The 26128-nt window shown below is 72.9% G+C and carries 23 protein-coding genes; 11 read left to right on the forward strand and 12 right to left on the reverse strand.

All coding sequences use genetic code 11. The features are described from left to right. The first annotated feature begins 148 nt into the window (after window positions 1-148). The 3 genes from EIM48_RS03880 to EIM48_RS03890 all read left to right on the forward strand — a co-directional run bounded on the left by EIM48_RS03880 (window position 149) and on the right by EIM48_RS03890 (window position 4032). Window positions 149-2641, forward strand: coding sequence for a DNA topoisomerase I (locus EIM48_RS03880; protein ID WP_125111108.1), 2493 nt, complete (start codon window positions 149-151; stop codon window positions 2639-2641). A gap of 121 nt (window positions 2642-2762) precedes the next feature. Continuing rightward, window positions 2763-3326: a Sua5/YciO/YrdC/YwlC family protein gene (locus tag EIM48_RS03885; RefSeq protein ID WP_019399204.1), complete on the forward strand. Its 564-nt coding sequence runs from the start codon at window positions 2763-2765 to the stop codon at window positions 3324-3326. 4 nt (window positions 3327-3330) lie between these two features. Then, a complete protein-coding gene (locus EIM48_RS03890) occupies window positions 3331-4032 on the forward strand; it encodes a hypothetical protein (RefSeq protein WP_232210958.1) in 702 nt (233 codons plus the stop codon). A gap of 7 nt (window positions 4033-4039) precedes the next feature. On the opposite strand, the gene EIM48_RS03895 is transcribed toward EIM48_RS03890, so the two are convergent. After that, window positions 4040-4846 carry a sulfite exporter TauE/SafE family protein gene (locus EIM48_RS03895; protein WP_233581622.1) on the reverse strand — a complete coding sequence of 269 codons (807 nt, stop codon included), beginning with the start codon at window positions 4844-4846 and terminating at the stop codon, window positions 4040-4042. Window positions 4847-4937: 91 nt separating this feature from the next. On the opposite strand from EIM48_RS03895, the gene EIM48_RS03900 reads away from it, so the two are divergent. The 4 genes from EIM48_RS03900 to EIM48_RS03915 all read left to right on the forward strand — a co-directional run bounded on the left by EIM48_RS03900 (window position 4938) and on the right by EIM48_RS03915 (window position 9192). After that, window positions 4938-6932 (forward strand): transglycosylase SLT domain-containing protein, encoded by a 1995-nt coding sequence (locus EIM48_RS03900; RefSeq protein WP_019399207.1) that lies wholly within the window; start codon window positions 4938-4940, stop codon window positions 6930-6932. A 42-nt stretch (window positions 6933-6974) separates the two neighbouring features. Next, window positions 6975-8216: a multifunctional CCA addition/repair protein gene (locus tag EIM48_RS03905; RefSeq protein ID WP_125111109.1), complete on the forward strand. Its 1242-nt coding sequence runs from the start codon at window positions 6975-6977 to the stop codon at window positions 8214-8216. Between the two features lie 102 nt (window positions 8217-8318). Next, the gene (locus EIM48_RS03910) at window positions 8319-8675 is read left to right on the forward strand and encodes a DUF1428 domain-containing protein (RefSeq protein WP_125076083.1); all 357 of its coding nucleotides are present in this window, start codon (window positions 8319-8321) and stop codon (window positions 8673-8675) included. Window positions 8676-8766: 91 nt separating this feature from the next. After that, a complete protein-coding gene (locus EIM48_RS03915; protein ID WP_125111110.1) occupies window positions 8767-9192 on the forward strand; it encodes a YciI family protein in 426 nt (141 codons plus the stop codon). 28 nt (window positions 9193-9220) lie between these two features. On the opposite strand, the gene crcB is transcribed toward EIM48_RS03915, so the two are convergent. From crcB to EIM48_RS03930, 3 genes are read right to left on the reverse strand one after another with little or no spacing between them, the layout of a single operon-like run. Next, complete coding sequence (crcB, locus tag EIM48_RS03920; protein ID WP_026010643.1) at window positions 9221-9598, reverse strand: fluoride efflux transporter CrcB; 378 nt, start codon at window positions 9596-9598, stop codon at window positions 9221-9223. A gap of 47 nt (window positions 9599-9645) precedes the next feature. Further along, entirely contained in the window at window positions 9646-10965 is a 1320-nt protein-coding gene (locus tag EIM48_RS03925) for an SGNH/GDSL hydrolase family protein (RefSeq protein WP_125111111.1), read from the reverse strand. Between the two features lie 28 nt (window positions 10966-10993). Next, window positions 10994-12217 carry an MFS transporter gene (locus EIM48_RS03930; protein WP_199728373.1) on the reverse strand — a complete coding sequence of 408 codons (1224 nt, stop codon included), beginning with the start codon at window positions 12215-12217 and terminating at the stop codon, window positions 10994-10996. Between the two features lie 148 nt (window positions 12218-12365). Here EIM48_RS03930 and EIM48_RS03935 point away from each other — a divergent pair, with 148 nt between their 5' ends. Further along, a complete protein-coding gene (locus EIM48_RS03935) occupies window positions 12366-13286 on the forward strand; it encodes a LysR family transcriptional regulator (RefSeq protein ID WP_125075766.1) in 921 nt (306 codons plus the stop codon). A gap of 21 nt (window positions 13287-13307) precedes the next feature. On the opposite strand, the gene EIM48_RS03940 is transcribed toward EIM48_RS03935, so the two are convergent. From EIM48_RS03940 to EIM48_RS03950, 3 genes are all read right to left on the reverse strand, one after another. Continuing rightward, window positions 13308-13703, reverse strand: a complete 396-nt coding sequence (locus EIM48_RS03940) for a GFA family protein (RefSeq protein ID WP_125111112.1) — start codon at window positions 13701-13703, stop codon at window positions 13308-13310. 16 nt (window positions 13704-13719) lie between these two features. Then, on the reverse strand, window positions 13720-14145 hold the full coding sequence (locus EIM48_RS03945) for a VOC family protein (protein WP_125109108.1): 426 nt from the start codon (window positions 14143-14145) through the stop codon (window positions 13720-13722). 69 nt (window positions 14146-14214) lie between these two features. After that, a complete protein-coding gene (locus EIM48_RS03950; RefSeq protein ID WP_037034338.1) occupies window positions 14215-14619 on the reverse strand; it encodes an ester cyclase in 405 nt (134 codons plus the stop codon). Window positions 14620-14841: 222 nt separating this feature from the next. On the opposite strand from EIM48_RS03950, the gene EIM48_RS03955 reads away from it, so the two are divergent. Continuing rightward, window positions 14842-16116 carry an RNA polymerase sigma factor gene (locus EIM48_RS03955; protein WP_125111113.1) on the forward strand — a complete coding sequence of 425 codons (1275 nt, stop codon included), beginning with the start codon at window positions 14842-14844 and terminating at the stop codon, window positions 16114-16116. Between the two features lie 8 nt (window positions 16117-16124). Here EIM48_RS03955 and EIM48_RS03960 read toward each other — a convergent pair whose 3' ends face one another. From EIM48_RS03960 to EIM48_RS03980, 5 genes are read right to left on the reverse strand one after another with little or no spacing between them, the layout of a single operon-like run. Then, entirely contained in the window at window positions 16125-17198 is a 1074-nt protein-coding gene (locus EIM48_RS03960) for a heparan-alpha-glucosaminide N-acetyltransferase domain-containing protein (protein ID WP_019399219.1), read from the reverse strand. Window positions 17199-17248: 50 nt separating this feature from the next. After that, a complete protein-coding gene (nagA, locus tag EIM48_RS03965) occupies window positions 17249-18400 on the reverse strand; it encodes an N-acetylglucosamine-6-phosphate deacetylase (RefSeq protein WP_125111114.1) in 1152 nt (383 codons plus the stop codon). Next, the gene (locus tag EIM48_RS03970) at window positions 18400-19449 is read right to left on the reverse strand and encodes an SIS domain-containing protein (protein ID WP_019399221.1); all 1050 of its coding nucleotides are present in this window, start codon (window positions 19447-19449) and stop codon (window positions 18400-18402) included. The genes nagA and EIM48_RS03970 overlap by 1 nt, the downstream gene beginning before the upstream one ends. Before the next feature lie 7 nt (window positions 19450-19456). Next, window positions 19457-20530 carry a LacI family DNA-binding transcriptional regulator gene (locus EIM48_RS03975; RefSeq protein WP_028914409.1) on the reverse strand — a complete coding sequence of 358 codons (1074 nt, stop codon included), beginning with the start codon at window positions 20528-20530 and terminating at the stop codon, window positions 19457-19459. 39 nt (window positions 20531-20569) lie between these two features. Then, window positions 20570-21856: a sugar MFS transporter gene (locus EIM48_RS03980; RefSeq protein ID WP_028914408.1), complete on the reverse strand. Its 1287-nt coding sequence runs from the start codon at window positions 21854-21856 to the stop codon at window positions 20570-20572. A gap of 378 nt (window positions 21857-22234) precedes the next feature. Between EIM48_RS03980 and EIM48_RS03985 the strand changes: the two genes are divergently transcribed. Then, window positions 22235-23236, forward strand: a complete 1002-nt coding sequence (locus tag EIM48_RS03985) for a glucokinase family protein (protein ID WP_125111115.1) — start codon at window positions 22235-22237, stop codon at window positions 23234-23236. A 128-nt stretch (window positions 23237-23364) separates the two neighbouring features. Then, a complete protein-coding gene (locus EIM48_RS03990; protein WP_125111116.1) occupies window positions 23365-26031 on the forward strand; it encodes a TonB-dependent receptor in 2667 nt (888 codons plus the stop codon). Window positions 26032-26128 lie beyond the last annotated feature (97 nt).

A 26128-nucleotide genomic window follows, 5' to 3' on the forward strand; every position in this document is an offset into this window, starting at 1 on the left:
CCGGGGCGTGATTCACCTATAAAAAGAAAGCTGGCCGACGCCCGGGGGTCCCGCCCCCGGGCGTCGACATCTATGGGGAACGCGTTCTTCACGCGTCGTCCCGCACGTTCCGGTCCCGGAAGGACCGTCGCCCTTGTCTGGTTCACACATGCCCAAGCACCTCCTCATCGTCGAGTCGCCCGCCAAGGCCAAGACGATCAACAAGTATCTCGGCAAGGACTTCACCGTCCTGGCCTCCTACGGGCACGTCCGCGACCTGGTTCCCAAGGAAGGCGCGGTCGACCCGGACCGCGGCTTCGCCATGCGCTACGACCTGATCGAGAAGAACGAGAAGCACGTCGAGGCGATCGCCAAGGCGGCCAAGGCGGCCGACGACATCTGGCTGGCCACCGACCCGGACCGCGAGGGCGAGGCGATCAGCTGGCACATCGCCGAGATCCTGAAGGAACGCGGCCTGCTCGACGGCAAGCCGCTGCGCCGGGTGGTGTTCACCGAGATCACCCCGCGCGCAATCAAGGAGGCGATGAACCAGCCGCGCACCATCGCCGCGCCGCTGGTCGACGCCCAGCAGGCGCGCCGCGCGCTGGACTACCTGGTCGGCTTCAACCTCTCCCCGGTGCTGTGGCGCAAGGTGCAGCCGGGCCTGTCGGCCGGCCGCGTGCAGTCGCCTGCGCTGCGCATGATCGTCGAGCGCGAGGAGGAGATCGAGGCGTTCAAGGCGCGCGAGTACTGGAGCATCGGCGCCGAGCTGGCGCACCCGGCGCAGCCGTTCGCCGCCAAGCTGGTCAAGCTGGACGGGCAGAAGTTCGAGCAGTTCACCATCACCGACGGCGAATCGGCCGAGGCTGCGCGCCTGCGCATCCAGCAGGCCGCCGGCGGCGCCCTGCACGTCACCGCCGTGGCCAGCAAGGAGCGCAAGCGCCGCCCGGCGCCGCCGTTCACCACCTCGACCCTGCAGCAGGAAGCCTCGCGCAAGCTCGGCTTCACCACCCGCAAGACCATGCAGGTGGCGCAGAAGCTGTACGAGGGCGTGACCCTGGGCGAGGAGGGCACGGTCGGCCTGATCACCTACATGCGTACCGACTCGGTGAACCTCTCCCAGGAGGCGGTGGCCGAGATCCGCGACGTGATCGCCCGCGACTACGGCACCGCCTCGGTGCCGGACAAGCCGGTGGTGTACCAGACCAAGTCCAAGAACGCGCAGGAGGCGCACGAGGCGATCCGCCCGACCTCCGCGCTGCGCACCCCGGCCTCGGTCGCCCGCTTCCTCACCGACGACGAGCGCAAGCTCTACGAGCTGGTGTGGAAGCGCGCGGTGGCCAGCCAGATGGTGCCGGCCACCCTCAACACCGTCTCGGTCGACCTGGCCGCCGGCAGCGAGCACGTGTTCCGCGCCAGCGGCACCACCGTGGTCTTCCCCGGCTTCCTGGCGGTGTACGAGGAAGGCAAGGACGTGAAGTCCGCCGAGGACGAGGACGAGGGCCGCAAGCTGCCGCCGCTCAAGCCCGGCGAGCGGGTGCCGCTGGACCGCGTCCACGCCGACCAGCACTTCACCCAGCCGCCGCCGCGCTACACCGAAGCGGCCCTGGTCAAGGCGCTGGAGGAATACGGCATCGGCCGTCCCTCGACCTACGCCTCGATCATCCAGACCCTGCTGTTCCGCAAGTACGCGGAGATGGAAGGCCGCGCGTTCAAGCCCACCGACGTGGGCCGCGCGGTCAGCAAGTTCCTGGCCGGGCACTTCAGCCGCTACGTGGACTACGACTTCACCGCGCGCATGGAGGACGAGCTGGACGCCGTCTCCCGCGGCGAGGAGGAGTGGGTGCCGCTGATGGAGCGCTTCTGGGCCCCGTTCAAGGAGCTGGTCGAGGAGAAGAAGGAATCGCTGGACCGCACCGACGCCGGCAGCTCGCGCGTGCTGGGCGTGGACCCCAGGACCGGCAAGGAAGTCAGCGCGCGCATCGGCCGCTTCGGGCCGATGGTGCAGATCGGCACGGTCGAGGACGAGGAGAAGCCGAAGTTCGCCTCGCTGCAGCCGGGCCAGAGCATCTACTCCATCACCCTGGAGGAGGCGCTGAAGCTGTTCGACATGCCGCGCAACCTGGGCGAGAGCAACGGCCAGCAGGTGAGCGTCGGCATCGGCCGCTTCGGCCCCTTCGTCAAGCGCGGCAGCACCTACGCCTCGCTGAAGAAGGAGGACGACCCGTACAAGATCGACCTGGCGCGGGCGGTGTTCCTGATCGAGGAGAAGGAGGAGATCGCGCGCAACCGGATCATCAAGGAGTTCCCGGGCAGCGACATCCAGGTGCTCAACGGCCGCTTCGGCCCGTACATCAGCGACGGCAAGCTCAACGGCAAGATCCCCAAGGACCGCGAGCCGTCCTCGCTGACCCTGGAGGAAGTGCAACGGCTGCTGGCCGAGACCGGCAAGCCCGCGCGCCGCGGCTTCGCCGCCAAGAAGGCGCCGGCGAAGAAGGCGGCGAAGAAGGCGGTCGCCGATGACGCCGCGCCGAAGAAGGCGCCGGCGAAGAAGGCCGCGGCAAGGAAGGCTCCGGCCAAGAAGGCCACCAAGACCGCCGCGAAAAAGGCTCCGGCCAGGAAGGCCGCGCGCGCGACGGCCGACGACGCCCCGCCGTTCTGAGTCCGGCGGCATCGATCGCAACCAGGCGGGCCCGCGCGAGCGGGCCCGTCCGTTTTCCGCGGGCGCGTTCCCGCCAGCCGGGCTTCATCCCGGGCACACCGCCGCGTACTACCATCCGCGCATGGAGAACACCCTCGACATCGCGTCGGCCGTGGACCTGCTGCGGCGCGGCGGCGTGATCGCCTATCCCACCGAAGCCGTATGGGGGCTGGGCTGCGACCCGGCCGACCAGGCGGCGGTCATGCGCCTGCTGGAGATCAAGCAGCGGCCGGTGGAAAAGGGCCTGATCGTGGTGGCCGCCGGGCTGGAAGCGGTGCGGCCGTGGCTGGACCTGGCGCAGTTGCCGGCCGGGCGCATGACCGAGGTCTGCGCCAGCTGGCCCGGCCCGAACACCTGGGCGATCCCGGCCACGTCGCTGGCGCCGCCGTGGGTGACCGGCAGCCACCGCAGCCTGGCGGTGCGCATCAGCGCGCATCCGGAGGTGGTGGCGCTTTGCGAGGCCTTCGGCGGAGCCCTGGTCTCCACCAGCGCCAACCTCGCCGGACGGCCGCCGGCCTACGCCCGGCACGAACTGGATCCGGCCCTGCTGGGCGGGATCGACGGCGTGGTCGGCGGGGAAACCGGCGGCCTCGACCGCCCCACCCCGATCCGCGCCGCGCTCGACGGCGCCGTCCTGCGCGGATAAGCCCATGCCCGGGCACGGTCATCGCGCAGGCGCGGTTGCCGGGGCCACGACTGCCCTGCTTGCCTGCCTGGCACCGTTGCTGGCGGCAGCGCCCGCGACCGCCGGCGACGCGCTCACCATCTACCGCTGCACCGCCAGCGACGGCACGGTCAGCCTCGGCAACCAGCCCTGCGGCAGCGGCGAGCGCCAGCAACAGCGGACCATGGAGCGTCCGCGCGACCCCGCGCCCGGGGCCAATCCGGTGCCGCCCGCCCCGGCGCAGCCCGCGCCGCCGCCACGCAGCATCGTGCACGTGGTCCGGGTGCAGGACCCGGAGCCGATGTACGCCTGCACCGCTCCCGACGGCGAGCGCTACCTGAGCGACCAGCCGCAGGGCACGCCGCGCTGGGTGCCGCTCTGGGTGGCAGGGCGCGCCCCGCCGCCGCGGCTGCATCCGCCGCGTCCCCCGGCCCGTCCGGGTCCCGGCCGGGATCCGGTGCCGCCGGTGCGGCCGCCCCATCCGGGCACGGCGCTGGTCGCCACCGGCACCTGGGTGCAGGACCCGTGCGAGCGCCTGCCGCAGGAAGAGGTCTGCGCGCGACTGTCCGACCGCCGCTACGGGATCCTGCGCGTCTACCACGGGCTGATGCCCAGCGAACGCCAGGCGCTGGACGCCGAACAGGCGCGCATCGACGCGCGCATGGCCCGCGACTGCGGTGGCGGCTGATCGCCGCTCAGCCCGACAGCGCCACGCTCACGCCCACCAGCAGCAGGAACAGTGCGAACACCTTGCGCAAGGCCTGGCCGCTGATTGCATGCGCCAGCCGCGTGCCCAGCGGCGCCGCCAGCACCGAGGCCATGGCCACGCCCAGGGCCGCCGGCAGGTAGATGTAGCCGAACGCGTGCTGCGGCAACGCGCCCGGCGGCGCGTGCAGGGCGTAGCCGGCGGCCGAGGAAACCGCGATCGCCACGCCGCAGGCGCTGGACGTGCCCACCGCGCGCACCGGGCGCACCCCGCGCCATACCAGCAGCGGCACGGTCATGCTGCCGCCGCCGATGCCGACCACCGCCGACATCGCGCCGATGCCGCCGCCGGCCAGGGTCATCGGCCAGCCGCGCGGCGGCGCCACCTCGCTGCCGTCGGCCGGCGCGCGGGTGGCGCCGAAACCGATCTGCCAGGCCGCCAGCAGGCAGTACCCCGCTACCACCCAGCGCAGCACCGAATCATCCAGCGCCACCGCCAGGCCGCTGCCGAGCCAACCGCCCAGCAGCAGGCCCGGCACCATCCACGCCACCGTCGGCCACAGCACGCTGCCGCGGCGTGCATGGGCGCGCGCCGACGACAGGCCGGTCAGCACGATGCTGGCCAGCGAGCTGGCCAGGGCCGCGTGCATGGCCGCTTCCTGCGGGATGCCGAACAGCGGCAGCATCCACGCCAGCGCGGCGATGATCACCAGCCCGCCGCCGATGCCCAGCAGGCCGGCAAGCAGGCCTGCGGCCAGGCCAAGCAGGGGGAATCCGAGGTACATCCACGGCGACACGGCGTGCTCCTGTCGATGCGCCGGCCGTGGACGCCGCCGCGCGCGGCCGCTTCGTCACGGCCATTCAGGCGCGTTGCGTATATTCGAGCGCATGTCGTCTCCCCCCACCACCCCCCGCTTCGCTTTCCCGTCCATCGCGCGCAACCACCCGGCCCTGGCGCCGCTGCTGTGGCTGCTGGCCGCCCTGTGCGGCGCGGCCCAGGCGCAGGCGCTGCCGGATGCCGCCGCCGATGCCGCGGTGAGCGCCGCCATCGCCGCTGCCCGGCGCGGCGAGCCGGTGGCGGCCTCGCCGGCCCTGCGCGCGGATCCGCGCTGGCCTTGGATCGAGTACGCGCGCCTGTCGCGCGACCTGGACCGCGCCGACCCGGCCGAGGTCCGCGCTTTCCTGCAGCGCCACGACGGCCAGGCGGTGGCCGCGGCGCTGCGCCCGCTGTGGCTGGCCTCGCTGTCGCGCCGCAAGCAGTGGGCCGACCTGCTGGCCGACTGGCGCCCGGTGGAGGACGTGGCCCTGCGCTGCGCGCGGCTGACCGCGCTGCACGAACTCGGCCGCCACGGCCCGGACTGGAACCGCGAGGCGCAGGCGATCTGGCGCACCGGCGAGTCACTGCCGGACGCCTGCGACCCCGTGATCGCGGCGCTGGAGCGGCGCGGCGGCCTGGACGAGGCGCTGCGCTGGGAGCGCTTCGACCTGGCGGTGGCCGCCGGCCAGCCGGGCGTGATGCGCGCCATCGCCCGCGGCCTGCCGCACGCCCGGCGCGGGCTGGCCGAGGACTACGCCGCCTTCGTGCTGGCGCCGCACCCGCGCGCGGCGCAATGGCCGCGTGACGCGCGCAGCCGCAAGGTGGCTGCCGCCGGCCTGGCGCGGCTGGCGCGCAACGATCCGGACGCGGCCGAGCGCCAGCTGGCGCAGCTGGCGCCGGCGCTGGGCCTGGACGAGGCCGAGCGCGGACAGGTGCTGTACCAGGTGGCGTTGTGGACCGTGGCTTCATATCTGCCCGATTCGGCGCGCCGACTGCAGGCGGTGCCGGACGCGGCCTACGACGAGCGCCTGCACGAATGGCGGGTGCGCGAGGCCATGGCCCGCGGCGACTGGAAGGCGGCGCTGGCGGCACTGCAGAAGATGCCGCCGAAGCAGCGCGCCGATCCGCGCTGGCAGTGGTTCGAGGCACGCATGCTGGAGAAGACCGGCCAGGCCGCGCAGGCGCGCGAGCTGCTGGCGCAGGCCGCGCGTACCGCCACCTTCCACGGTTTCCTCGCCGCCGACCGCCTCGGCCTGTCCTACGCGCTGTGCCCGTGGAAACCGGAGGAACCGGCGGCGCTGCGCGCGGAAGTGGCGCGCGACCCGGCCCTGGTGCGGGCGCTGGCGCTGTACCGCATCGACCAGGCCGGCTGGGCCACGCGCGAATGGAACGAGGCCGTGGGCCGCTTCGACGACGTCCGCCGCCGCATCGCCGTTGCCCTGGCCCAGGAGCAGGGCTGGTTCGACCGCGCGGTGTTCTCGCTGGGCCGCACCCCCGACGAGCTGCGCCTGTACGAACTGCGTTTCCCGCTGCACCACGACGCCGACATCCGCGCCGCGGCCGCGCGCAACGGCCTGGACCCGGCCTGGATCGCCGCCGAGATCCGCGCCGAGAGCATCTTCAACCCGAAGGCACGCTCGCCGGCCAACGCCCGCGGGCTGATGCAGCTGCTGCCGGGCACCGCCGCCGCGGTCGCGCGCCGCACCGGCCTGCCCTACGCCGGCGCCGACAGCCTGTACGACCCGGCGGTCAACATCGCCCTCGGCAGCGCCTACCTGCGCGAGATGGAGGACAAGTACGGCGCCACCTACCAGGCCATCGCCGCCTACAACGCCGGGCCGACGCCGACCGCGCGCTGGCTGCAGCAGCGCCCGGGGCACGACCCGGACCTGTGGATCGAGACCATCAGCTACAAGGAAACCCGCGACTACGTGGCGCGGGTGCTGGCCTTCAGCGTGATCTACGACTGGCGCCTCAACGGCGACGCACTGCCGCTGGGCGAGCGCATGCTTGGCCGCACCAGCGGCAAGCGCAAGGGCTTCGCCTGCCCGGCCGCGGCGCAATAGCGCGCGGCGGCCGCGGCGGCCGGCCACGGTAGGATGCCGCGCATGGAAACCTATCTTGTCGGCGGCGCGGTCCGCGATGAACTGCTCGGGCTGCCGCCCGGCGACCGCGACTGGGTGGTGGTCGGTGCCACCCCGCAACAGATGCTCGAAGCCGGCTTCCAGCCGGTGGGACGGGACTTCCCGGTGTTCCTGCACCCGCAAACCGGCGAGGAGCACGCGCTGGCGCGCACCGAGCGCAAGAGCGGACGCGGCCACCGCGGTTTCGTGGTCGACGCCGATCCCTCGGTGACGCTGGAGGAGGACCTGCAGCGGCGCGACTTCACCATCAACGCCATCGCCCGCGCCGGCGACGGCCGCCTGGTCGATCCCTGGGGTGGCGCGCGCGACCTCCGCGACCGCGTGCTGCGCCATGTCGGCCCGGCCTTCGTCGAGGATCCGCTGCGGGTGCTGCGCGCCGCCCGGTTCATGGCGCGCCTGGCGCCGCTGGGTTTCCGCGTTGCCCCGGAAACCATGGAACTGATGCGCGCCATGGTCGCCGCCGGCGAACTGGAAACCCTGGTGGCCGAGCGGGTGTGGCAGGAACTGCGCAAGGCGCTGGCCGCGGCGCGGCCGTCGGCGTTCCTGGCCACCCTGCGCGCCTGCGGCGCACTGGCGGTGGTGCTGCCGGAGGTCGACGCGCTGTACGGCGTGCCGCAGCGCGCCGAGTTCCACCCGGAAGTGGACACCGGCGTCCACCAGGAACTGGTCAGCGACATGGCCGCGCGGCTGGCGCCGGGCGACGACCTGGTCGGCTTCGCCGCGCTGGCCCACGACCTCGGCAAGGCGCTGACCCCGGCGCACGTGCTGCCGCGGCATATCGGCCACGAAGGCGCCGGGCTCAAGCCGCTGGCGCGGCTGTGCGAGCGCCTGCGGGTGCCGGCCGCGCACCGCAAGCTGGCCGAGGCCGTGTGCCGCGAGCACCTCAACGTGCACCGCCTGGGCGAACTGCGCGACGACACCGTGCTGGAACTGCTGGAGCGCTGCGATGCCTTCCGCCAGCCGGCGCAGGTGGCCCGCATCGCGCTGTGCTGCGAGGCCGACAAGCGCGGCCGCCTGGACCACGAGGACGACGCCTATCCGCAGGGTCCGGAACTGCAGCGCCTGCATGCCGCGGCCGCGGCGGTGAACGCGCGCGACCTGGCGCTGGCCGAGGGCATCTCCGGGCCCCAGGTCGGCGCCGCCCTGCGCCGCGCGCGGGTGCGGGCGATCGCCGCCGCGCGCACCCTGCGCCGCGACGCGGGCTAGCGCCACGCCAGCCCGCGCACCGCGGCCGCCGTCGAATCCGCGCGTTTCCATCCGTCGCACCAGGCGGGGCGGCCGCCCCGCGCAACCGAGGAGGAAATGGCAATGGCTTACGTGGATGGTTTCGTGCTGCCGGTGCCCCGTGACCGGATCGAGGACTACCGGGCGATCGCCGGACAGGCCGGCAAGGTCTGGCTGGAACACGGCGCGCTGGAATACGTCGAATGCGTCGCCGACGACGTGCAGCCCGGCAAGCTGACCTCGTTCCCGCAGGCGGTGCAGCTCAAGCCGGACGAGGTGGTGGTGTTCGCCTGGATCCGCTATGCCTCGCGCGAGGATCGCGACCGCATCGATGCCGCGGTGATGGAGGACAAGCGCATCGCCGGCATGGACCCGGCCACCCTGCCGTTCGACGGGCAGCGCATGTTCTGGGGCGGCTTCAGGCCGATCGTCGAGTACTGAGGCGGCTGTCGAATCCGGCGCGCTCCATGCGTCGCAGCTGCGAGGACCGCGACGGCGGGCGCCGCGGCCATCCACCCAGGAGGACACCGACATGCGCGTGATGGTGATGGTGAAGGCCACCCCAAGCTCCGAGGCCGGGGCGATGCCCGACGGGCAGCTGCTGGCCGACATGGGCCGCTACAACGAGGAACTGGTCAAGGCCGGGGTGATGCTCGCCGGCGAGGGTTTGCACCCCAGCTCGCGCGGCGTGCGGGTGCGCTTTTCCGGCAGCACCCGCACGGTGACCGACGGACCGTTCACCGAGACCCATGAGCTGGTGGCCGGCTTCTGGCTGTGGCAGGTGCGCTCGATGGAGGAGGCGATCGAGTGGGTGCGGCGCTGCCCGAACCCGATGCCCGAGGACAGCGAAATCGAGATCCGGCCGGTATTCGAGACCGAGGACTTCGGGCCGGAGTTCACCCCGGAACTGCGCGAGCAGGAGGAACGCCTGCGCCAGACCCTGGCCAGCCGCGGCTGAGCGCCGGTGCGCGGCGGCGGCGTGCGGGCTAGGCCTGCGCGCCGCCGGCCAGGCGCCAGCCCAGCCACACCGCCAGCAGGCCCGCGGCCACGCTGCCGGCCACGTACGCCGCGGCCAGCGCGGGCTCGCCGCGGCGCAGCAGCTGCAGCGACTCCAGGCCAAACGCGGAGAACGTGGTGAAGCCGCCGAGGAGGCCGGTGACCAGGAACAGGCGCAGCTGCGCCGGTACCGGCACGCGGGTGGACAGCCCCGCCAGCAGGCCGATCGCCAGGCAGCCGGCGGCGTTGACCGCGAAGGTCGGCCACGGGAAGCGTTGCATCGCCGCCTGGCCCATGGCCAGGGCCACCGCGTAGCGCGCGACCGCGCCCATGCAGCCCCCAAGTCCCACCCACAGGAAATCGCCCACCGCATCCTCCATCGAGCGCAACGCGCCGTCCGCGCGCGCGGGCCATGTTAGCGCCGCGGCCGGCGCTGCCGCGCCGGCGCGGCCAGTGGCGCCCGGTCCCCGCCCAGCAGCAGCCTCAGGTCCGCGGCTTCTCCCATCGCCCGGTAGCCGGCATCGCCCGGATGCAGGTGGTCGCCGGAGTCGTATGCCGGCAAAAAGCGCGTGGGCCGGGCGGGGTCGCGCAGCAGCGCGTCGAAGTCGAGCACCGCGTCGAACTCGCCGCCGTCGCGGATCCAGGCGTTGACCTGCTGGCGGATGCGTTCCTTGGCGGCGCTGTGGTAGCCGTGCTGCGGGGTCTGCTCCAGCGCGCCCTCGAACGGGGTCAGCGTGCCGCCGACGATGCGCACGCCGCGGGCGCGGGCCCGCGCGATCAGCTGGCGGTAGCCGGCGATCAGTTCCTCCGCATCCGCGGAGCGCTCGCCAGGCCCGAGCGGGGTGTCCTGCCAGCCGATGTCGTTGATGCCCATCAGCAGCACCACCGCGGCCACGCCCGGCTGCGCCAGCACGTCGCGCTCGAACCGGGCCAGGGCGTTGTCGCCCATGCGGTCGCGCAGCACGCGCGCGCCGGAGATGCCGGCGTTGAGCACGGCCACGCCCTGCGGCGCCAGGCGCGCGGCCAGCACGTCGGGCCAGCGCGCATCGGCGTCGATGCTGGCCATGTTGCCGTCGGTGATCGAGTCACCGAACGCGACCACCGCGCGCGTGCCCGGCGCCGCCTCCACCAGCACGTCGCGCAGGAACACGCGCGTGTCCAGGGTCGCGTCGGCGGCGATGCGCGTCGCGCCGGCCTGGTTGCCGGCGCCGACCCACGCGGTCTGGCGCGCGTCCCAGTGGAAGGTGGACGGCGCGGTCGGTTCCGGCAGGTACAGGCTGACGGCGACATGCGACAGCGGCGCCACCTCCAGCTCCACCGGATCGCTCAGCAGCGGCGCGCCGGGCGGGATGCTCGCCGCCGCCTGGCCGCCGAAGCTCAGCACGCGGTCGCTGCCGGGCACGATGGCGCCGTCGCGGCCGGCCAGGGCAATGCGCGCGGCGCCGATCCGCAGCGGCCGCGTGCCGTACTCGTTGGACAGCACCACCCGCACCCGCGGTCCGCCGATGCTCACCCGCGCCACCTGGCGCACGGTCTGGTCGAAGAACTGGAACGGAAGATTGCTCGGCAGGGCGAAGTCGCCATCCCAGCGCGGCTGCGGGCTGGCGGTCCAGGTCGCGATCCATGCCGGCCGCACCGGCTGTGCCTGCAGTGGTACGGCGACCGCCACGGCCAGCAGCAGCGCGGCAAGGCGGCGGATCGGGGCGGAAAAGCGGGTCGGGCTGAGGGATTGCATGCGGGTTCTCCGTGGCAGGGGAAACGGATCAGCAGCGTTCGGGCATGCCGCCTGCAGGCGCACTGGCGGCATGCGCTTCGCGCCGCTCCAGGCGCACGCTCCAGGCCGCCACCGCCAGGCCGGCAAGGGTCACGATCGAGGCCAGCCACGGCAGCGCCGGCAGGCCGGGACCGCGCTCGATCGCGACCCCGCCCAGCCAGGCGCCGGCGGCGTTGCCGAGGTTGAACGCGGCGATGTTGAAGCTCGAGGCCAGGTTCTGTCCGGCGCCGGCGGCATGGCGCAGCACGCGCAGCTGCAGCGGCGGGACGGTGGCGAACGCGGCCACGCCCAGCAGGGCCACGGCCAGGACCATCGCCGCCGGCGCGCGCACCGCCACGGCCATGCCGGCCAGCACCACCGCCAGCGCCAGCAACGTTCCCAGCAGCGCCGGCACCGGATGGCGGTCGGCCAGGCGGCCGCCCAGCAGGTTGCCGACCACCATGCCGGCGCCGAACAGCAGCAGCACCGGCGACACCGCACCCTCGCCGAAGCCGGCCACCCGGGTCAGCAGCGGCTGCACGTAGGTGATCACCACGAACACGCCGGCGAAGCCGAGCATGGTGGTCAGCAGCCCCAGCAGTACCTGCGGGCGCGCGATGGTGGCCAGTTCGGCGCGCAGCGGCACCGGCGTATCGCCGCCGCGGCTGCGCGGCACCAGCGCGGCGATCACCAGCAGCGAGGCCAGCCCCACCACGACCATCGCCCAGAACGTGGAGCGCCAACCGAAGTGCAGGCCCAGCCAGGCCCCGGCCGGCATGCCCAGCAGGGTGGCCAGGGTCAGGCCGGAGAACATGACCGAGATTGCCGAGGCCTTGCGCGCTTCCGGCACCAGCCCGGTGGCCACCACCGCGCCGACGCCGAAGAACGTGCCGTGGGTCAGCGAGGTGAGCACGCGCGCGGCCATCAGCGTGGCGTAGTCCGGCGCCAGCGCGCAGGCGAGGTTGCCGGCGCTGTAGATCGCCATCAGCGCCAGCAGCACCGCCTTGCGCGGCATGCGCCGGGTCAGCAGGGTCAGCGCCGGTGCGCCGACGGTCACGCCCAGCGCATAGCCGGTCACCAGCAGTCCTGCGGCGGCGATGGTGACCTGCATGTCGGCGGCGACCTGCAGCAGCAGGCCCATGATCACGAACTCGGCGCAGCCGATGCCGAACGAGCCGGCGGTCAGGGCGTAGAGGGCAAGCGGCAGGCGCCCCTGGGAGGAAGTGGCAGTCACGGAAGCCTCCGGGATCGGGATGACGGACGCAGGCTAGGCGCGTCCGGCTTCCGCAATAACCACGCAATCCGGCAAGCACTTTCAACGGACCGTTGACAATCGCCGCGACCGGCGCAACCGTGGAGCGGCCTTCCGCCCCGCCCCGGCCATGGACCGCATCGGCGACATCACCCTGTTCCTGCGCGTGCTCGACCTCGGCTCGATCTCGGCGGCCGCGCGCAGCCTCGACCTGTCGGTGGCGGTGGCCAGCCAGCGCCTCAAGCGCCTGGAATCGGAACTGGGCGTGCGCCTGCTGCACCGGACCACGCGCCGGCTGCACCCCACGCCCGAAGGCATGGCCCTGGCCGAGCAGGGCCGTCCGCTGGTCGAGGACCTGGAGGCCCTGGCCGGGGGCCTGCGCCAGGCCGGCACCGAGGTCGCCGGCACCCTGCGGGTGACCGCCTCGGCCTCGTTCGGACGCGAGTACATCTCGCCGCTGCTGCCGGAGTTCCTGGCCCGGCACCCGAAGCTGACCCTGCGCCTGGACCTCAACGACCAGCTGCGCGACCTGGTCAGCGACGGCTTCGACCTGGCGGTGCGGATCGGCGAGCTGGGCGATTCCAGCCTGGTCGCGCGGCGGCTGGCCGAGAACCGGCGGGTGCTGTGCGCCGCACCCGCCTACCTGCGCCGCCGCGGCACCCCGCGCACGCCGCAGGAACTGGCCGCGCACGACTGCCTGCTGCTGGTGGGCCGCCACGGCCGCCAGGACGTGTGGCGGTTCGGCGACGGCCGCGGCGGCGAAATCGTGGTGCGCGTGCGCGGCCGCCTGGAAAGCAACTACGGCGAGGCCCTGCACGACGCCTCGCTGGCCGGCCTGGGCATCGCCATGCACTCGACCTGGCAGGTCTGCGAGGACCTGCGCCGGGGCCGGCTGGTGCAGCTGCTGGCCGATTACCCGATCGCGGCCACCGGCATCCACGCGGTGATGCCGCAACGCCGCCTGGTGCCGCCGCGGGTGCGCGCGTTCGTCGACTTCCTCGCCGAGCGCTTCGCCGATCCGCCCTGGGAACCGGGCCACGGCGGGCGCTGACGCCGGTCGGCGCAGCGCGGGTCAGTCGATGTGCTCGATGTCCCCGGACAGGCGCACCCAGGCGTGCCTGCGCGCCTCGTACACGGATACGCGCGGTGGCGGGAAGCCGGGATCGGCGAACACGCCCACCGGGACGCTCACCACGCCCGGGATCGCATCGGGTACGAAGTACACGGTGGTGCCGCAGCGCGGGCAGAAATGGAAGGTGCACGAGGTGCCTTCGTCGCCGGTGCGCGCGTAGGCACCGGCCTGGCCGCGGATCGCCACCGCGTCGGCCGGGAACCTGGCCTGCACCGCGAACACGCTGCCGGAGCGCCGCTGGCATTCCAGGCAGTGGCAGACTGACACGCGCAGCGGTTCGCCTTCGGCGGTCAGGGCCAGCTGGCCGCAGCTGCATGAGGCATGGCGACGGGTCATGGCATCTCCTCCGCGGTCACGTGGGCGGATCGCCGGCGGCGCGCGGCGCCGGCGAAGGCTGCAGCAGGTCCCACAGGTTGCCGTACAGGTCGCGGAACACCGCCACCGTGCCGTAGGGCCTGGTCCTTGGCGCGCGCACGAACACCACGCCCCTGGCGCGGTAGGCGTGGTAATCGCGCCAGAAGTCGTCGGTATACAGGAACAGGAAGACGCGCCCGCCGGCCTGCGCGCCGATCCGCGCCCGTTGCTCCAGGGTGGACGCGCGCGCCAGCAGCAGCTGGCCCGCGTCCGCGCCCGGCGGCGCCACCACTACCCAGCGCTTGCCCTGCTCCGGCACGCAGCTGTCCTCGACCAGGCGGAAGCCCAGCGTGCCGACGAAGAACGCGATCGCCTCGTCGTATTCGCGCACGACCAGCGATACCAGGCCCAGCGACTGCCGCATGCCCGCGTCCTCCGGCGATCGATGGCCGAGTCTAGCCGGCAGGCGCGCGCGGTTCCGCGACGCATGCCGCTACCGGCCGGCTCCCGGCTCCAGCTGCGCCTCGATCGACGCCTTGTCGATCACCGACCACACCCGCGCGATGCGCTCGCCGGCGAATTCGTAGAACGCGTGCTCGGCGAAGCGGATCCGCCGGCCGCCTGCGTCCAGGCCGAGGAAGCGGCCCCGCGGCGTGCAGTGGAAATCCAGGCGCGCGGCAAGCCGCGGCGGCTCAGCCACCAGCAGTTCGACCGCGTACTGCAGGTCCGGGATCGCCGCCACGTCCTGCTCCAGCATCCGGCGGTAGCCGGCCAGGCCCAGGGCCCTGCCGTTGTGCTCCACGGCCGCATCGACGAACCGGCCCAGCGCGTCCCAGTCGCGCGCGTTCAGGCAGGCAATGTAATCGCGGTACCGCCGTGCGAGCAGCCTGGCGTCCACCACCGCCTCCGCTTCCCGTGATCCGGAGCTTCCTGATCGCATGCATGGCGTGCATGCCGCGTGGTGGCACCGCGCGCGGCGGCCTTGCCCGGGCTGCCCGGGGCACGCGCCGGCCATGGCCGCTTCCCGCCGGTCCGGCCGCCGGCCCCAGGGCCGGGCGCCGCAATGCGATGCGCATCACGGCTTGCTCCGCGCCGCGCGCGGTGGTGTGATCCACCGCGCATGAGTCCGCACCCGCACCAGGTCGACATCGCCCGCACCATCGACGCCGTCTGGCGGATGGAATCGGCGCGCGTGATCGGCGGCCTGACCCGGCTCGTGCGCGACGTCGGCCTGGCCGAGGAGCTGGCCCAGGACGCGCTGGTGGCGGCGCTGGAGAAGTGGCCGGCCGACGGCGTGCCGGACAATCCCGGGGCCTGGCTGATGACCACCGCGCGCAACCGCGCCATCGACCGCCTGCGCCACCTGAAGCTGCGCGAGGAGAAGCACGTGCAGGTGGCCTGGGAGCTGGAGCAGCTGCAGGAGGACGTGGCCGCGCGCGCGGAGCACCTGCTGGACGACACCGTCGGCGACGACGTGCTGCGGCTGATGTTCATCGCCTGCCACCCGGTGCTGCCGCAGGACTCGCGCGTGGCCCTGACCCTGCGCCTGCTCGGCGGCCTGGAGACCGGCGAGATCGCGCGCGCGTTCCTGGCCAACGAGGCCACCATCGCCCAGCGCATCGTGCGCGCCAAGCGCACCCTGGCCGAGGCCGGGGTGCCGTTCGAGATCCCGCGCCGCGAGGAGTTGCCGGAGCGGCTGTCGGCGGTGCTGGGGGTGATCTACCTGGTGTTCAACGAAGGCTACGCCGCCAGCAGCGGCGACGACTGGATGCGCCCGGCGCTGTGCGAGGAGGCCATGCGCCTGGGCCGGGTGCTGGCCGGGCTGATGCCGGAGGAACCGGAGGTGCATGGCCTGGTCGCGCTGATGGAACTGCAGGCCTCGCGCCTGCACGCGCGCACCGGCCCGGACGGCGAGCCCATCCTGCTGCTGCAGCAGGACCGCTCGCGCTGGGACCGGCTGCTGATCGGGCGCGGCCTGGAGGCGCTCGAGCGCGCGCAGCGGCTGGGGGGCGGCGCGGGCTTCTACGCGCTGCAGGCGGCGATCGCGGCCTGCCATGCCCGCGCCCTGGCGCCGGAGGACACCGACTGGAGCCGGATCGTGGCGCTGTACGACGCGCTGGCGCGGCTGACCCAGTCGCCGGTGGTCGAACTCAACCGCGCGGTGGCGGTGTCGATGGCCGCCGGCCCGGAAGCGGCGCTGCCGCTGGTCGATGCGCTGCTGGACGAGCCCAAGCTGTCCAGCTACCACCCGCTGCCCAGCGTGCGCGGCGACCTGCTGTTCCGGCTCGGCCGCCTGCACGAGGCGCGCGCCGAGTTCGAGCGCGCCGCGGCGATGACCGGCAACGCCCGCGAGCGCGGCCTGCTGCTGGCGCGCGCCGCGCGTTGCCACGCCTAGCTGGCGGCTCAGATCTTCAGGTACCAGCCGCGCCGGTCCATCCAGCGCACCAGCAGCCACCACAGGCCGACGAAGGCCAGGGCGAACGCCAGCGACGGCAGGTACGGCCCGAAGCGCGGCGTCATCCATCCGGCGAAGACGCCGCGGTAGACCGGCTCCCACCAGCCGCGCCCGGCCAGCGCGTAGACCATCACCGCCGAACCCGCGTAGGCGGCGATCGCATTGACCCCGAACGCGCGGCCCAGCGCCGGCCAGCCGCGCAGGTCCACCAGTGCGTGCGCCACCACCAGCGCCAGCAGCGCCCAGCCGCCGCTCCACGCCACGTAGGACGGCGTCCACAGGTTCTTGTTCCAGGGCATCCATGGCGTGCAGGCCAGCCCCAGCAGCAGCGCCAGAACAGCGGCGCCCGCCAGCCGCCGCAGCTGGCCGTGGCGCAGCCAGTCGCCGGCACGCAGGCCCAGGAGGGTCGTGGCCAGCGCGCCAAGGGTGGTGGGCAGGCCTTCCGGATCATGGCCGCGGCCGGCGGCGTCGTGCTGGTACAGCCATGGACCCAGCAGCGCATCGTCGATGCGGCTGGCGATGTTGGCGTAAGGCTCCAGGCTGCCGCCGGCGCGCAGCAACGCCCACCAGCCGGCGAGCAGGCCCGCCAGCAGCAGCCACTGCCCGCGCGGCCGCAGGTACAGCGCCGCCGCGCCGGCGGCGAGGAAGCACAGGCCGATCCGCTGCAGCACGCCCCACGGCCGGTAATGCGGCAGGTCCAGCCACCACCAGGCCAGCAGGTGCAGCAGCAGGCCCAGGCCGAGGATGCGCAGCGCGCGCACCGCCACCGCGCGCATCAGCACGGCGCGGTCGCCGCCAGCCTCCGCGCGCGGCACCACGCCCAGCGCGATGGAAACCCCGACGATCGCCAGGAAGAACGGGAACACCAGGTCGGTCGGCGTGCAGCCCTGCCAGTCTGCGTGCAGCAGCGGGGCATACACGTGGCCCCAGTCGCCGGGGTTGTTGACCAGCAGCATCGCCGCCACGGTCAGCCCGCGCAGGGCATCGACCGAGGCCAGGCGTTGCACGCCCGCGTGCGCCATGGAACTCACCGGGAAACCAGGGCCAGGGCCATCGTGGCTCCCCGCGACGCTCAGGCGTCCGAAGCGGCGCCTGCGACCCAGGTCGCCTGCACCTGCAGCGCCTCGTCCAGCAGCACCAGGTCGGCCTGCCAGCCCGGCGCGATCCGGCCCAGCCGCGAATCCACGCCAAGGAAGCGCGCCGGGTAGGTCGAGGCCATGCGCGCCGCCTCCTCCAGCGGCAGGCCCAGCAGCCGCACCGTGTTGCGCACCGCGGTGGCCATGTCCAGGGCCGAGCCCGCCAGTGCGCCGGCGGCGTTGCGCACCACGCCATCCACCGCAGTGATGGTTTCGCCGTACAGCTCGAACGAGGGATCGTCGGAGCCGACCATCGGCATCGCATCGGTGACCAGGAACAGGGTGCCGCGCGGCTTGGCCGCCAGCGCCACGCGCAGGCTGGCCGGATGCACGTGCACGCCGTCGACGATGATCCCGCAGTAGGCCTCGCGGCTTTCCAGCGCGGCGCCGACCGTGCCCGGCTCGCGCCCCTGCAGCGGCGACATCGCGTTGTACAGGTGGGTGAAGCCGCGCACCCCGGCCTCCAGCCCGGCATGGACCTGCTCGTAGGTGCCGGCGGTATGCCCGGCGCAGACGATGGCCCCGCGCGCGACCATGGCGCGGATGGTGTCGGCCGGCACCTGCTCCGGCGCCAGGGTGACCAGGGTGATGCCGTTGTCCAGCGAGGTGGCCATGGCCAGTTCGGCCGCGTCCGGCACGCGGAAGCGGCTGGCGTCGTGCGTGCCCTTGCGCGCCGGCGCCAGGTAGGGGCCTTCCAAGTGGATGCCCAGTACCCCGGGCACGCCGGCGGCGATCGCCGCGCGGGTGCCGGCGATGGCGCGCTCCATCACCTCGGCGGTGTCGCTGATCAGGGTCGGCAGGAAGCTGGTGGTGCCGTAGCGGCGGTGCGCGCGGCCGATGGCGTCGATCGCCTCGGGACGGGTGTCGTTGTTGAACAGCACGCCGCCGCCACCGTTGACCTGCACGTCGATGAAGCCCGGCAGCAGCCAGCCGCCGCCGAGGTCGCGCACCTTGCCGGCCTCGATCCGCGCCTGGCCCTCGGGCACCAGCGCCTGGATGCGGCCGCTGCCGTCGACCAGCACCGCCACGTCGTCATGGAAGCCGTCGTCCAGCAGGACGCGGCCGTTCACCAGGGCCTGGGTGGCCATCACACCGTCTCCGTGACCTTGTTGAGGTGCGGCGGCAGGTCCGGGTTGTGCCCGCGCCGCAGCGCCAGCGCGTTGACCGCACGGTAGAAGCTCTGCACCGCCAGCAGCGGCGCCAGCGCCGGGTCCGGCGCGGCGGCCAGCGGCAGCGCCGTGCCGGCGCCGCCGGCGCTGGCATCGGCGGCGGCCAGCCAGACCTGTGCGCCGCGCGCATGGAACTGCGCGGCGGCCGATCCGGCATCGGCGCCGGTGGCGTCGGGCTGGGCGAAGGCCAGCACCGGGAAGCCCGGGCCGACCAGCGCCATCGGCCCGTGCCGCACCTCGGCCGAGCTGTAGGCCTCCGCATGCAGGCCGCAGGTTTCCTTGAACTTGAGCGCCGCTTCCTGGGCCCCGGCCAGGCCCAGGCCGCGGCCGAGCACGAACAGGTTGTGCGCATCGGCCAGGCCATCGACCAGCGGCGACCAGTCCTGCGCCCACGCCTCCGCGAGCGCGTCCGGCAGCGCCTCGAGCGCGCGCAGCAGGGCCGCGTCCTGGCTCCAGTGCGCGACCAGCTGGGCGATGGCCGCCAGCGAGGCCAGGTAGCTCTTGGTCGCCGCCACGCTGCGCTCCGGCCCGGCGCCCAGCGGCAGCACCGCGTCGGCCAGCCGAGCCAGCGGCGAATCCTCGACGTTGACCAGCGCCACCACGCAGGCGCCGGCCGCGCGCGCGGCCTCGGCGTTGCGCAGCAGGTCCGGGCTGCGCCCGGACTGCGAGATCGCCAGGAACAACGCGCCGCGCAGCCGCAGTGGCGCGGCGTAGACCGAGCCCACCGAGGGCGACAGCGAGGCAGTCACCACGCCCAGCCGGGTCTCCACCAGGTACTTGGCGTAGGTGGCGGCATGGTCGGAGCTGCCGCGCGCGCAGGTGGCCACGAACGGCGGCGTGTCCGCGCGCAGGCGCGCAGCCAGCGCGGCCACGGCATCGTGGTTGCGGCGCAGCTGCGCGGCCACCACCTCGGCCGCCTGCGCGGCCTCGCGGAACATCAGGGTCTGGTCTTGCGCGGGCAGGGCCATGGCGGGTTCAGGCCTCGTCGGAGGATGGCGAAGCGGCGCGGGCGCGCGGCAGCGGCGCCGGGCCGGTGGAGCCGCGCACCACCAGCTGCGGCACGAAGCCCTGGTTGGACAGGCCCAGCGGGTGTTCGGCATACGCGTCCTGGCGCAGGCTGCCGATCAGCAGCCGCGCGGCATGGCGGGCGATGTCCTCGGTGGCCTGCTTGGCGGTGGTCAGCGCCGGCCAGGACTGGCGCGAGAACGGGCTGTCCTCGAATCCGGCGATCGACAGGTCGTAGGGCACGTTGAGCCCCACCGACTTGGCCGCGGCCAGCACGCCGGCGGCGATCTCGTCGTTGGAGCCGAAGATCGCGGTGGGTGGCTCGCGCAGCGCCAGCAGCCGGCGCGCGCCGCGGAAACCGTCGTCGAAGGTGTAGTCGCCCGGGATCACCAGGTGCTTGTCCAGGGTGATGCCGTAGTCGTTGAGCGCGGCCTCGTAGCCGGCGTAGCGCTCGGCCGAGGAGCGGTGCTGCGGCCCGCCCCAGAGGAAGCCGATGCGCTGGTGGCCAAGCTGGATCAGGTGCTCGGTGATCTCGTAGGCGGCGTCGCGGTCGTCGATGTACACGCAGGGACCATCGCCAGGGTCCTCGGTGGCGGCGATGATCCGCACCACGCGGATGCCGCGCGCCACCAGCGCCGCCACCAGGTCCGGCCGCTCCGACATCGGCGCGGTCAGCACCAGCCCGGCCAGGCGCGAGCGCTGCACCAGCTCGGCCAGCTCCTCGGCCAGCAGCGGCGAGGTCGAGTCGCACGGATGGATCTGCAGGCCGAAGCCGGTCTCGCGGCAGGCCGCCAGCACGCCGTTCTGCACCGCGATGATGTGGTACGGGTTGGGGTTGTCGTACACCAGCCCGATCACGAACGGGGTGCCGCTGCGCAGGTTGCGCGCGGTGGCGTCCGGCTCGTAGTCCAGCTCGGCGATCGCCGCCAGCACCCGCGAGCGGGTCGCCTGCATCACCGAAGGCTCGTTGTTGATGACCCGCGACACGGTCTTGAGCGAGACCTTCGCCCGTTCCGCGACGTCCTTGATGGTGGGCCTGCGCATGCCGTCCGTCTTCCTGGAAACCGTGTCCATGATGCGCGATCAGCGACCGGCCGGCAGCCCGGCGCGGTGGCCGCGCAGGGCGTAGTAGAGGATGTACAGGTAGCAGGGCACGCCCAGCGCGGCGAACACCCACTGGAAGTGGAAGTACTGCTTGAGCACGGCGAACGCCTGCGGGATGACCGCGCCGCCGGCGATGCCCATGATCAGCAGCGCCGAGCCGGTCTCGGTGAAGCGGCCCAGGCCGCGGATCGCCAGCGGGAAGATCGCCGGCCACATCATCGCGTTGGCGAAGCCCAGCGCGGCGACAAAGCCCACCGAGACGTAGCCATGGGTCAGCAGGGCGCCGAGCGACAGCAGCACGCCCAGCACCGCCGACACGCTCAGCCAGCGCTCCTGGGTGAACACCCGCGGGATCAGCGCCAGCCCGGCCAGGTAGCCCAGCAGCATCGCCGCCAGGGTGAAGGAGGTGAAGAACTTGGTCTGGTCCAGCGGCAGGTGGAAGGCGTGGCCGTAGGTGCCGATGGCGTCGCCGGCCAACACTTCCACCCCGACGTAGGCGAACAGGCAGGCCACGCCCAGCCACAGGTGCGGGAAGCCGAAGATGCTGCGCGGCCCCCCGCCGCCGGCGTGCGCGGGGGTGGCGTTGGCTTCCTCGCTGCGCAGTTCCGGCAGCGGCGAGAACAGCACCGCCACCGCCACCACCAGCAGCACCGCGGCCATCGCCAGGTACGGCGCGTGGATGCGGGTGGCGAAGCCCTCCAGCAGCTGCGCCCGCAGCGCCGGGTCGGCCGCCTGCACCTGCGCCGCCAGGTCGCCGATGCCGCGCAGCACCAGCGAGCCGAGCACCACCGGGGCGAGGATGCCGGCGATCTTGTTGCAGATGCCCATCAGCGCGATGCGCCGCGCCGCGGTCTCGATCGGGCCGAGGATGGAGATGTACGGGTTGACCGCGGTCTGCAGCAGGGCCAGGCCGCCGCCGATCACGAACAGCCCGGCCAGGGCGCCGCCGAACCAGCGGCGGGTGGCGAACTCGCCGAACAGCGCCGCGCCGGCGGCCATCACCGCCAGGCTCAGCGCCAGACCCTTCTTCAGGCCAGTGCGGCGCAGGATCCACGACGCCGGCAGGGCGAGGAAGAAGTACGACAGGTAGAACACCATCAGCACCAGGAACGCGGCGATCTCGCTCACGTCGAAGGCCAGCTGCACGAAGGTGATCAGCGGGCCGTTGATCCAGGTGAAGAAGCCGATGATGAAGAACAGCCCGCCGACGATGGCGATCGAGGCGGCGAGGCTGGAACGCGCTTGCGTGGCGGTGGTCGCGGACATCTGGTGGAGCCCTCCCCGGCGGCTGGATGCCGTTCCCGCGCAGCTCCCGGGGGCGCGACGGTCGCCAGCCAGGTGGGAACAACGTTGTCACATTCTTTCCGCGAGACTTGCCCGGATGTCAACCGCCCCGCGCGCCGTCCGGCGCATCCGTGGTGCTGCCCCGCAACATCGCCCTGCCTCGCTTGACCCGGCTGTTTTTTGCTGAATACGAGGGAATGCCGGGATTCGTGCCGGGTGCCGCCGCAACCCACGGCCAGCGCCCCGGGATAGTCCGGGGGAAGTGTTGACATCGTTGTCACGATGACCCAAGACTCGGCCCGTCCGGTGGGCGCCCGGGATGGCCGCCCACGCCAACCATGCCGCCCAACGGGAGCCCGCGTGACCGCATCGATCCAATCCCGCATCGCGCCATTCATCGCCGCCGACGTCGGCGGCACCCACGTGCGCATCAGCCTGGTCACCGCCGACGGCGACGGCGGCGCGCCGCAGGTGCTGGCCTACAGCAAGTTCCGCTGCTCCGACTACGCCAGCCTCGGCGACATCCTCGCCGAGTTCATCGCCAGCCTCGGCCGCCATCCGGTGTCGGTGGCGGTGATCGCCAGCGCCGGCTACCCGCTGGCCGATGGCACGGTGATCACCAACAACCTGCCCTGGCCGCTGTCGCCGCGCGAACTGCGCGAGCGCTTCGGCCTGGACGCGGTGCACCTGATCAATGACTTCGAGGCGGTGGCCAACGCGGTCAACCAGCTCGGCTCCAGCGAGGTGCTGCAGCTGTGCGGCCCTGCCCAGGCCGCACCCGGCCCGCTGCTGGTGCTGGGCCCCGGTACCGGCCTGGGCGCGGCGGTGTGGATCCCCACCGGGCGCCGCGGCGTGGTGCTGGCCACCGAGGCCGGGCAGGCGGCGCTGGCGGTGGGCACGGAACTGGAGATGCAGCTGCTGCAGCACATGCTCGGCCAGCGCAGCCACGTGCCGATCGAGCACGCGCTGTCCGGGCCCGGCCTGCTGAACCTGTACCAGGCGCTGTGCGCGCTGCGCGGCGCCGCGCCGGTGCACGCGCGCCCGGGCGAGATCACCGCCGCCGCGCTGGGCGGCGGCGACCCGCTGGCGCGCGAGGCGCTGGAGGTGTTCTGCGGCCTGCTCGGCAGCACGGTCGGCGACATGGCCCTGCTGTACGGCGTGCACGGCGTGTACCTGGCCGGCGGGATCCTGCCGCAGATCGGCCGTTTCCTCGCCGGCAGCCGCTTCCGCGACCGCTTCCTCAACAAGGGTTCGATGCGCGAGGCGCTGGAGCGGGTCTCGGTGAAGCTGGTCGAGCACGGGCAGCTGGGCGTGATCGGCGCCGCCAGCTGGTACCTGGGTTCGGAATTCGTGGAGCAGTGAGTGGAACGGCGCGCCAGGCGCCGGGTGTAGTCGTGCCGCGGAGTCGAGCGGTCGTGCCGTTCCGTCGCACCTGATGCAGTCCGTTGCCGGCATGCCGGCACAACCAAACCGATGATGGGAGAGACATCATGAAGTACTGCAAGTCAGCACTGAGCGCGGCGATCCTTGCCAGCCTGGCCGTGGCCGCCGGCGCGCAAGCCCAGGATGCGGGGGAACGGGCCACCGAGCTGGACACGGTCGTGGTCACCGGCATCCGCGGCTCGATGGAACGCTCGCTGGACACCAAGCGCGAGGCCGACGCGCGCCTGGAGGTGGTCACCGCGGAGGACGTGGGCAAGCTGCCGGCGCACAACGTCGCCGACACCCTGCAGCGCCTGCCCGGCGTGAACATCAGCTCATCCTCCGCCGACGAAGGCGGCTTCGACGAGGCCGACCGGGTCAGCCTGCGCGGCACCAGCCCCAGCCTCACCCAGACCCTGATCAACGGCCACAGCGTCGGCTCGGCCGACTGGTTCGTGCTCAGCCAGGGCAACAACGTCGGCCGCAGCGTCAGCTACACCCTGCTGCCCTCGGAACTGGTCAGCTCGGTCGAGGTGCACAAGTCCTCGCAGGCCAAGCTGCCGGACGGCGGCACCACCGGCAGCGTCAACATCGTCACCCGCAAGCCGCTGCAATTCGCCGACGCGATCACCGCCGAGGCCTCGCTGGGCGTGGTCAACTCCGAGCAGGCCGACTCCACCGACCCGCAGCTGTCGGCGCTGTTCAACTACCGCAACGAGCAGGGCACCTTCGGCATCCTGGTCCAGGCCTTCAGCCAGAAGCGCGAGCTGCGCCGCGAGGCGCAGGAGATCCCGGGCGGCTTCTTCCAGATCGGCGAGGACGACCCGGTGGCCGCGACCAACCCCGACCTGGTCGGGGTGTGGGCGCCGGGCCTGCTGGGCTCGACCCTGTTCGAGCAGACCCGCGAGCGCAAGGGCGGACTGGTCGATGTCCAGTTCAAGCCGGCCGACAACCTCACCCTGGGCGTGAGCGCCTTCAGCTCGGACATGGACGCGGACAACTACAACCGCAACTTCATGCTATGGGGCGGCAACTTCGCCCGCGCGCAGGCGCCGGAGCCGGGCTACGTGGTGCGCGACGGGGTGCTGGCCCAGGCCAGCTATACCGGCGAGCCGGGCCGCGACTACGCGGTGTACGACATGATCTACCGCGAGGCCAGCGCCAAGACCCGCTACGCCACCTTCGACGTGGACTGGGACATCAGCCCGGACCTGCGCTCGCGCTTCCAGGCCGGCACCACCAAGGGCGAAGGCACCACCAACCGCCAGTACATCGCCGAGGTCACCCTCGCCCGCGGCGGCGGCGCCAGCTGGAACACCCACGGCGCCAGCGCGCCGGTGGACTGGAGCGTGGGCGGCGACACCAGCCCGGCCGGCGTCACCAGCTTCGGCACCTGGGGCAACCAGCTGGTGAGCGCGATCGACGAGGAGGACTGGTTCAGCGCCGACTTCACCCGCTACTTCGACGTTGGCGCGCTGTCCTCGCTGGACTTCGGCCTGCGCTACGCCGACCACGAGCGCGAGGCACGCTCGCCCGAGGGCGCGACCCCGGGCGACATCTGGAGCGACCTGCAGGACGGCGCCACCGCGCCCTACCCGTCCGGCTTCGCCGACGGCATCGGCGGCAGCTTCCCGCGCAACCTGTGGTACTTCACCCCCGGCGCGCTGCGCGACGCGGTGGTCGGCAACTCCACCTGGCTGTCCGGCGACGACGGCCCCACCGGCCGCCACAACTACGGCGGCGAGTGGAAGGTGGCCGAGGAAAGCCTGGCCGCCTACGTGCAGGCCAACTTCCGCGGCGACAACTGGAGCGGCAACGTCGGCCTGCGCTATGTCGACATCGACCAGGACATCCACTCCTACCAGGCGGTCAGCAATCCGGCCAACGCCGAGGTCTCCAGCCTGTTCGGGCAGTGGATCCGGGTCCGCACCAGCAACTCGCACAGCCGCGTGCTGCCCAGCGCGAACCTGAAGTTCAACCTGGCCCCGGACCTGGTGTTCCGCTTCGCCGCCTCGCAGACCCAGACCCTGCCCGACTACTCGGCGCTGGGCGCCGCGTCCTGGGGCTCGGACCTCAACAAGACCGGCGGCGGCGGCAATCCCAACCTCAAGCCGGTGGTGTCGACCAACTTCGACGCCAACCTGGAGTGGTACTTCATGCCGCGCGGCCTGCTCTCGGTCGGCGCCTATGCCATGGACCTGAAGGACTACGTGGCCTTCGGCACCGAGACCCGGCAGCTGTTCTCGGAGCTGACCAACCAGCTGGAGGACTACCTGGTCTCGGTGCCGGTGAACTCCGACGGCAAGGTGCACGGCGTCGAGCTGGCCTACGAGCAGCCGATCGGCGAGAACTTCGGCGTCAGCGCCAACTACACCTTCGCCGACGGCAGCACCGCGCACACCTGGGCCGACGGCAGCAACAACCTGCTGGGTACCTCCAGGCACACCTACAACGTCGGCGCCTGGTTCGAGAACGAGGCCTTCGGCGCGCGGCTCAGCTACACCCGCCGCTCGGAGTTCCTGATCGGCCTGTCCGGCGCCAACCCGTACTACCAGGACGACTTCGGCACCCTGTCGGCGGCACTGAGCTACAAGCTCAACGACCAGCTCAGCTTCAGCCTGGACGCGCTGAACCTCAACGACCCGGAGATCACCTACTACCAGAGCTCCACCATCCCCACGGCCTTCTACAGCAACGGCCGCCAGTACTACTTCAACGTCCGCCTGAAGTACTGAGCGGGGACGCCGGCGCGGCGCGGTCGACCCGCGTCCGCGCCGGCCGCATCATCGGGCCCGGAGCCTTCCGGGCCCGCTGCATTGCCGAAGGCCATGA

Source organism: Pseudoxanthomonas sp. SGNA-20, from assembly GCF_003931635.1.
Taxonomy (GTDB): domain Bacteria; phylum Pseudomonadota; class Gammaproteobacteria; order Xanthomonadales; family Xanthomonadaceae; genus Pseudoxanthomonas.

Coding starts and splice junctions, on each gene's coding strand:
- EIM48_RS03900 (WP_019399207.1), top strand. CDS start 4,938: ATGTCGTCTCCCCCCACCACCCCCCGCTTCGCTTTCCCGTCCATCGCG.
- EIM48_RS03915 (WP_125111110.1), top strand. CDS start 8,767: ATGCGCGTGATGGTGATGGTGAAGGCCACCCCAAGCTCCGAGGCCGGG.
- EIM48_RS03935 (WP_125075766.1), top strand. CDS start 12,366: ATGGACCGCATCGGCGACATCACCCTGTTCCTGCGCGTGCTCGACCTC.
- EIM48_RS03975 (WP_028914409.1), bottom strand. CDS start 20,530: ATGCGCAGGCCCACCATCAAGGACGTCGCGGAACGGGCGAAGGTCTCG.
- EIM48_RS03940 (WP_125111112.1), bottom strand. CDS start 13,703: ATGACCCGTCGCCATGCCTCATGCAGCTGCGGCCAGCTGGCCCTGACC.
- EIM48_RS03910 (WP_125076083.1), top strand. CDS start 8,319: ATGGCTTACGTGGATGGTTTCGTGCTGCCGGTGCCCCGTGACCGGATC.
- EIM48_RS03970 (WP_019399221.1), bottom strand. CDS start 19,449: ATGGCCCTGCCCGCGCAAGACCAGACCCTGATGTTCCGCGAGGCCGCG.
- EIM48_RS03955 (WP_125111113.1), top strand. CDS start 14,842: ATGAGTCCGCACCCGCACCAGGTCGACATCGCCCGCACCATCGACGCC.
- EIM48_RS03885 (WP_019399204.1), top strand. CDS start 2,763: ATGGAGAACACCCTCGACATCGCGTCGGCCGTGGACCTGCTGCGGCGC.
- EIM48_RS03960 (WP_019399219.1), bottom strand. CDS start 17,198: ATGGCGCACGCGGGCGTGCAACGCCTGGCCTCGGTCGATGCCCTGCGC.
- EIM48_RS03945 (WP_125109108.1), bottom strand. CDS start 14,145: ATGCGGCAGTCGCTGGGCCTGGTATCGCTGGTCGTGCGCGAATACGAC.
- EIM48_RS03880 (WP_125111108.1), top strand. CDS start 149: ATGCCCAAGCACCTCCTCATCGTCGAGTCGCCCGCCAAGGCCAAGACG.
- EIM48_RS03980 (WP_028914408.1), bottom strand. CDS start 21,856: ATGTCCGCGACCACCGCCACGCAAGCGCGTTCCAGCCTCGCCGCCTCG.
- EIM48_RS03990 (WP_125111116.1), top strand. CDS start 23,365: ATGAAGTACTGCAAGTCAGCACTGAGCGCGGCGATCCTTGCCAGCCTG.
- EIM48_RS03905 (WP_125111109.1), top strand. CDS start 6,975: ATGGAAACCTATCTTGTCGGCGGCGCGGTCCGCGATGAACTGCTCGGG.
- EIM48_RS03890 (WP_232210958.1), top strand. CDS start 3,331: ATGCCCGGGCACGGTCATCGCGCAGGCGCGGTTGCCGGGGCCACGACT.
- nagA (WP_125111114.1), bottom strand. CDS start 18,400: ATGGCCACCCAGGCCCTGGTGAACGGCCGCGTCCTGCTGGACGACGGC.
- EIM48_RS03925 (WP_125111111.1), bottom strand. CDS start 10,965: ATGCAATCCCTCAGCCCGACCCGCTTTTCCGCCCCGATCCGCCGCCTT.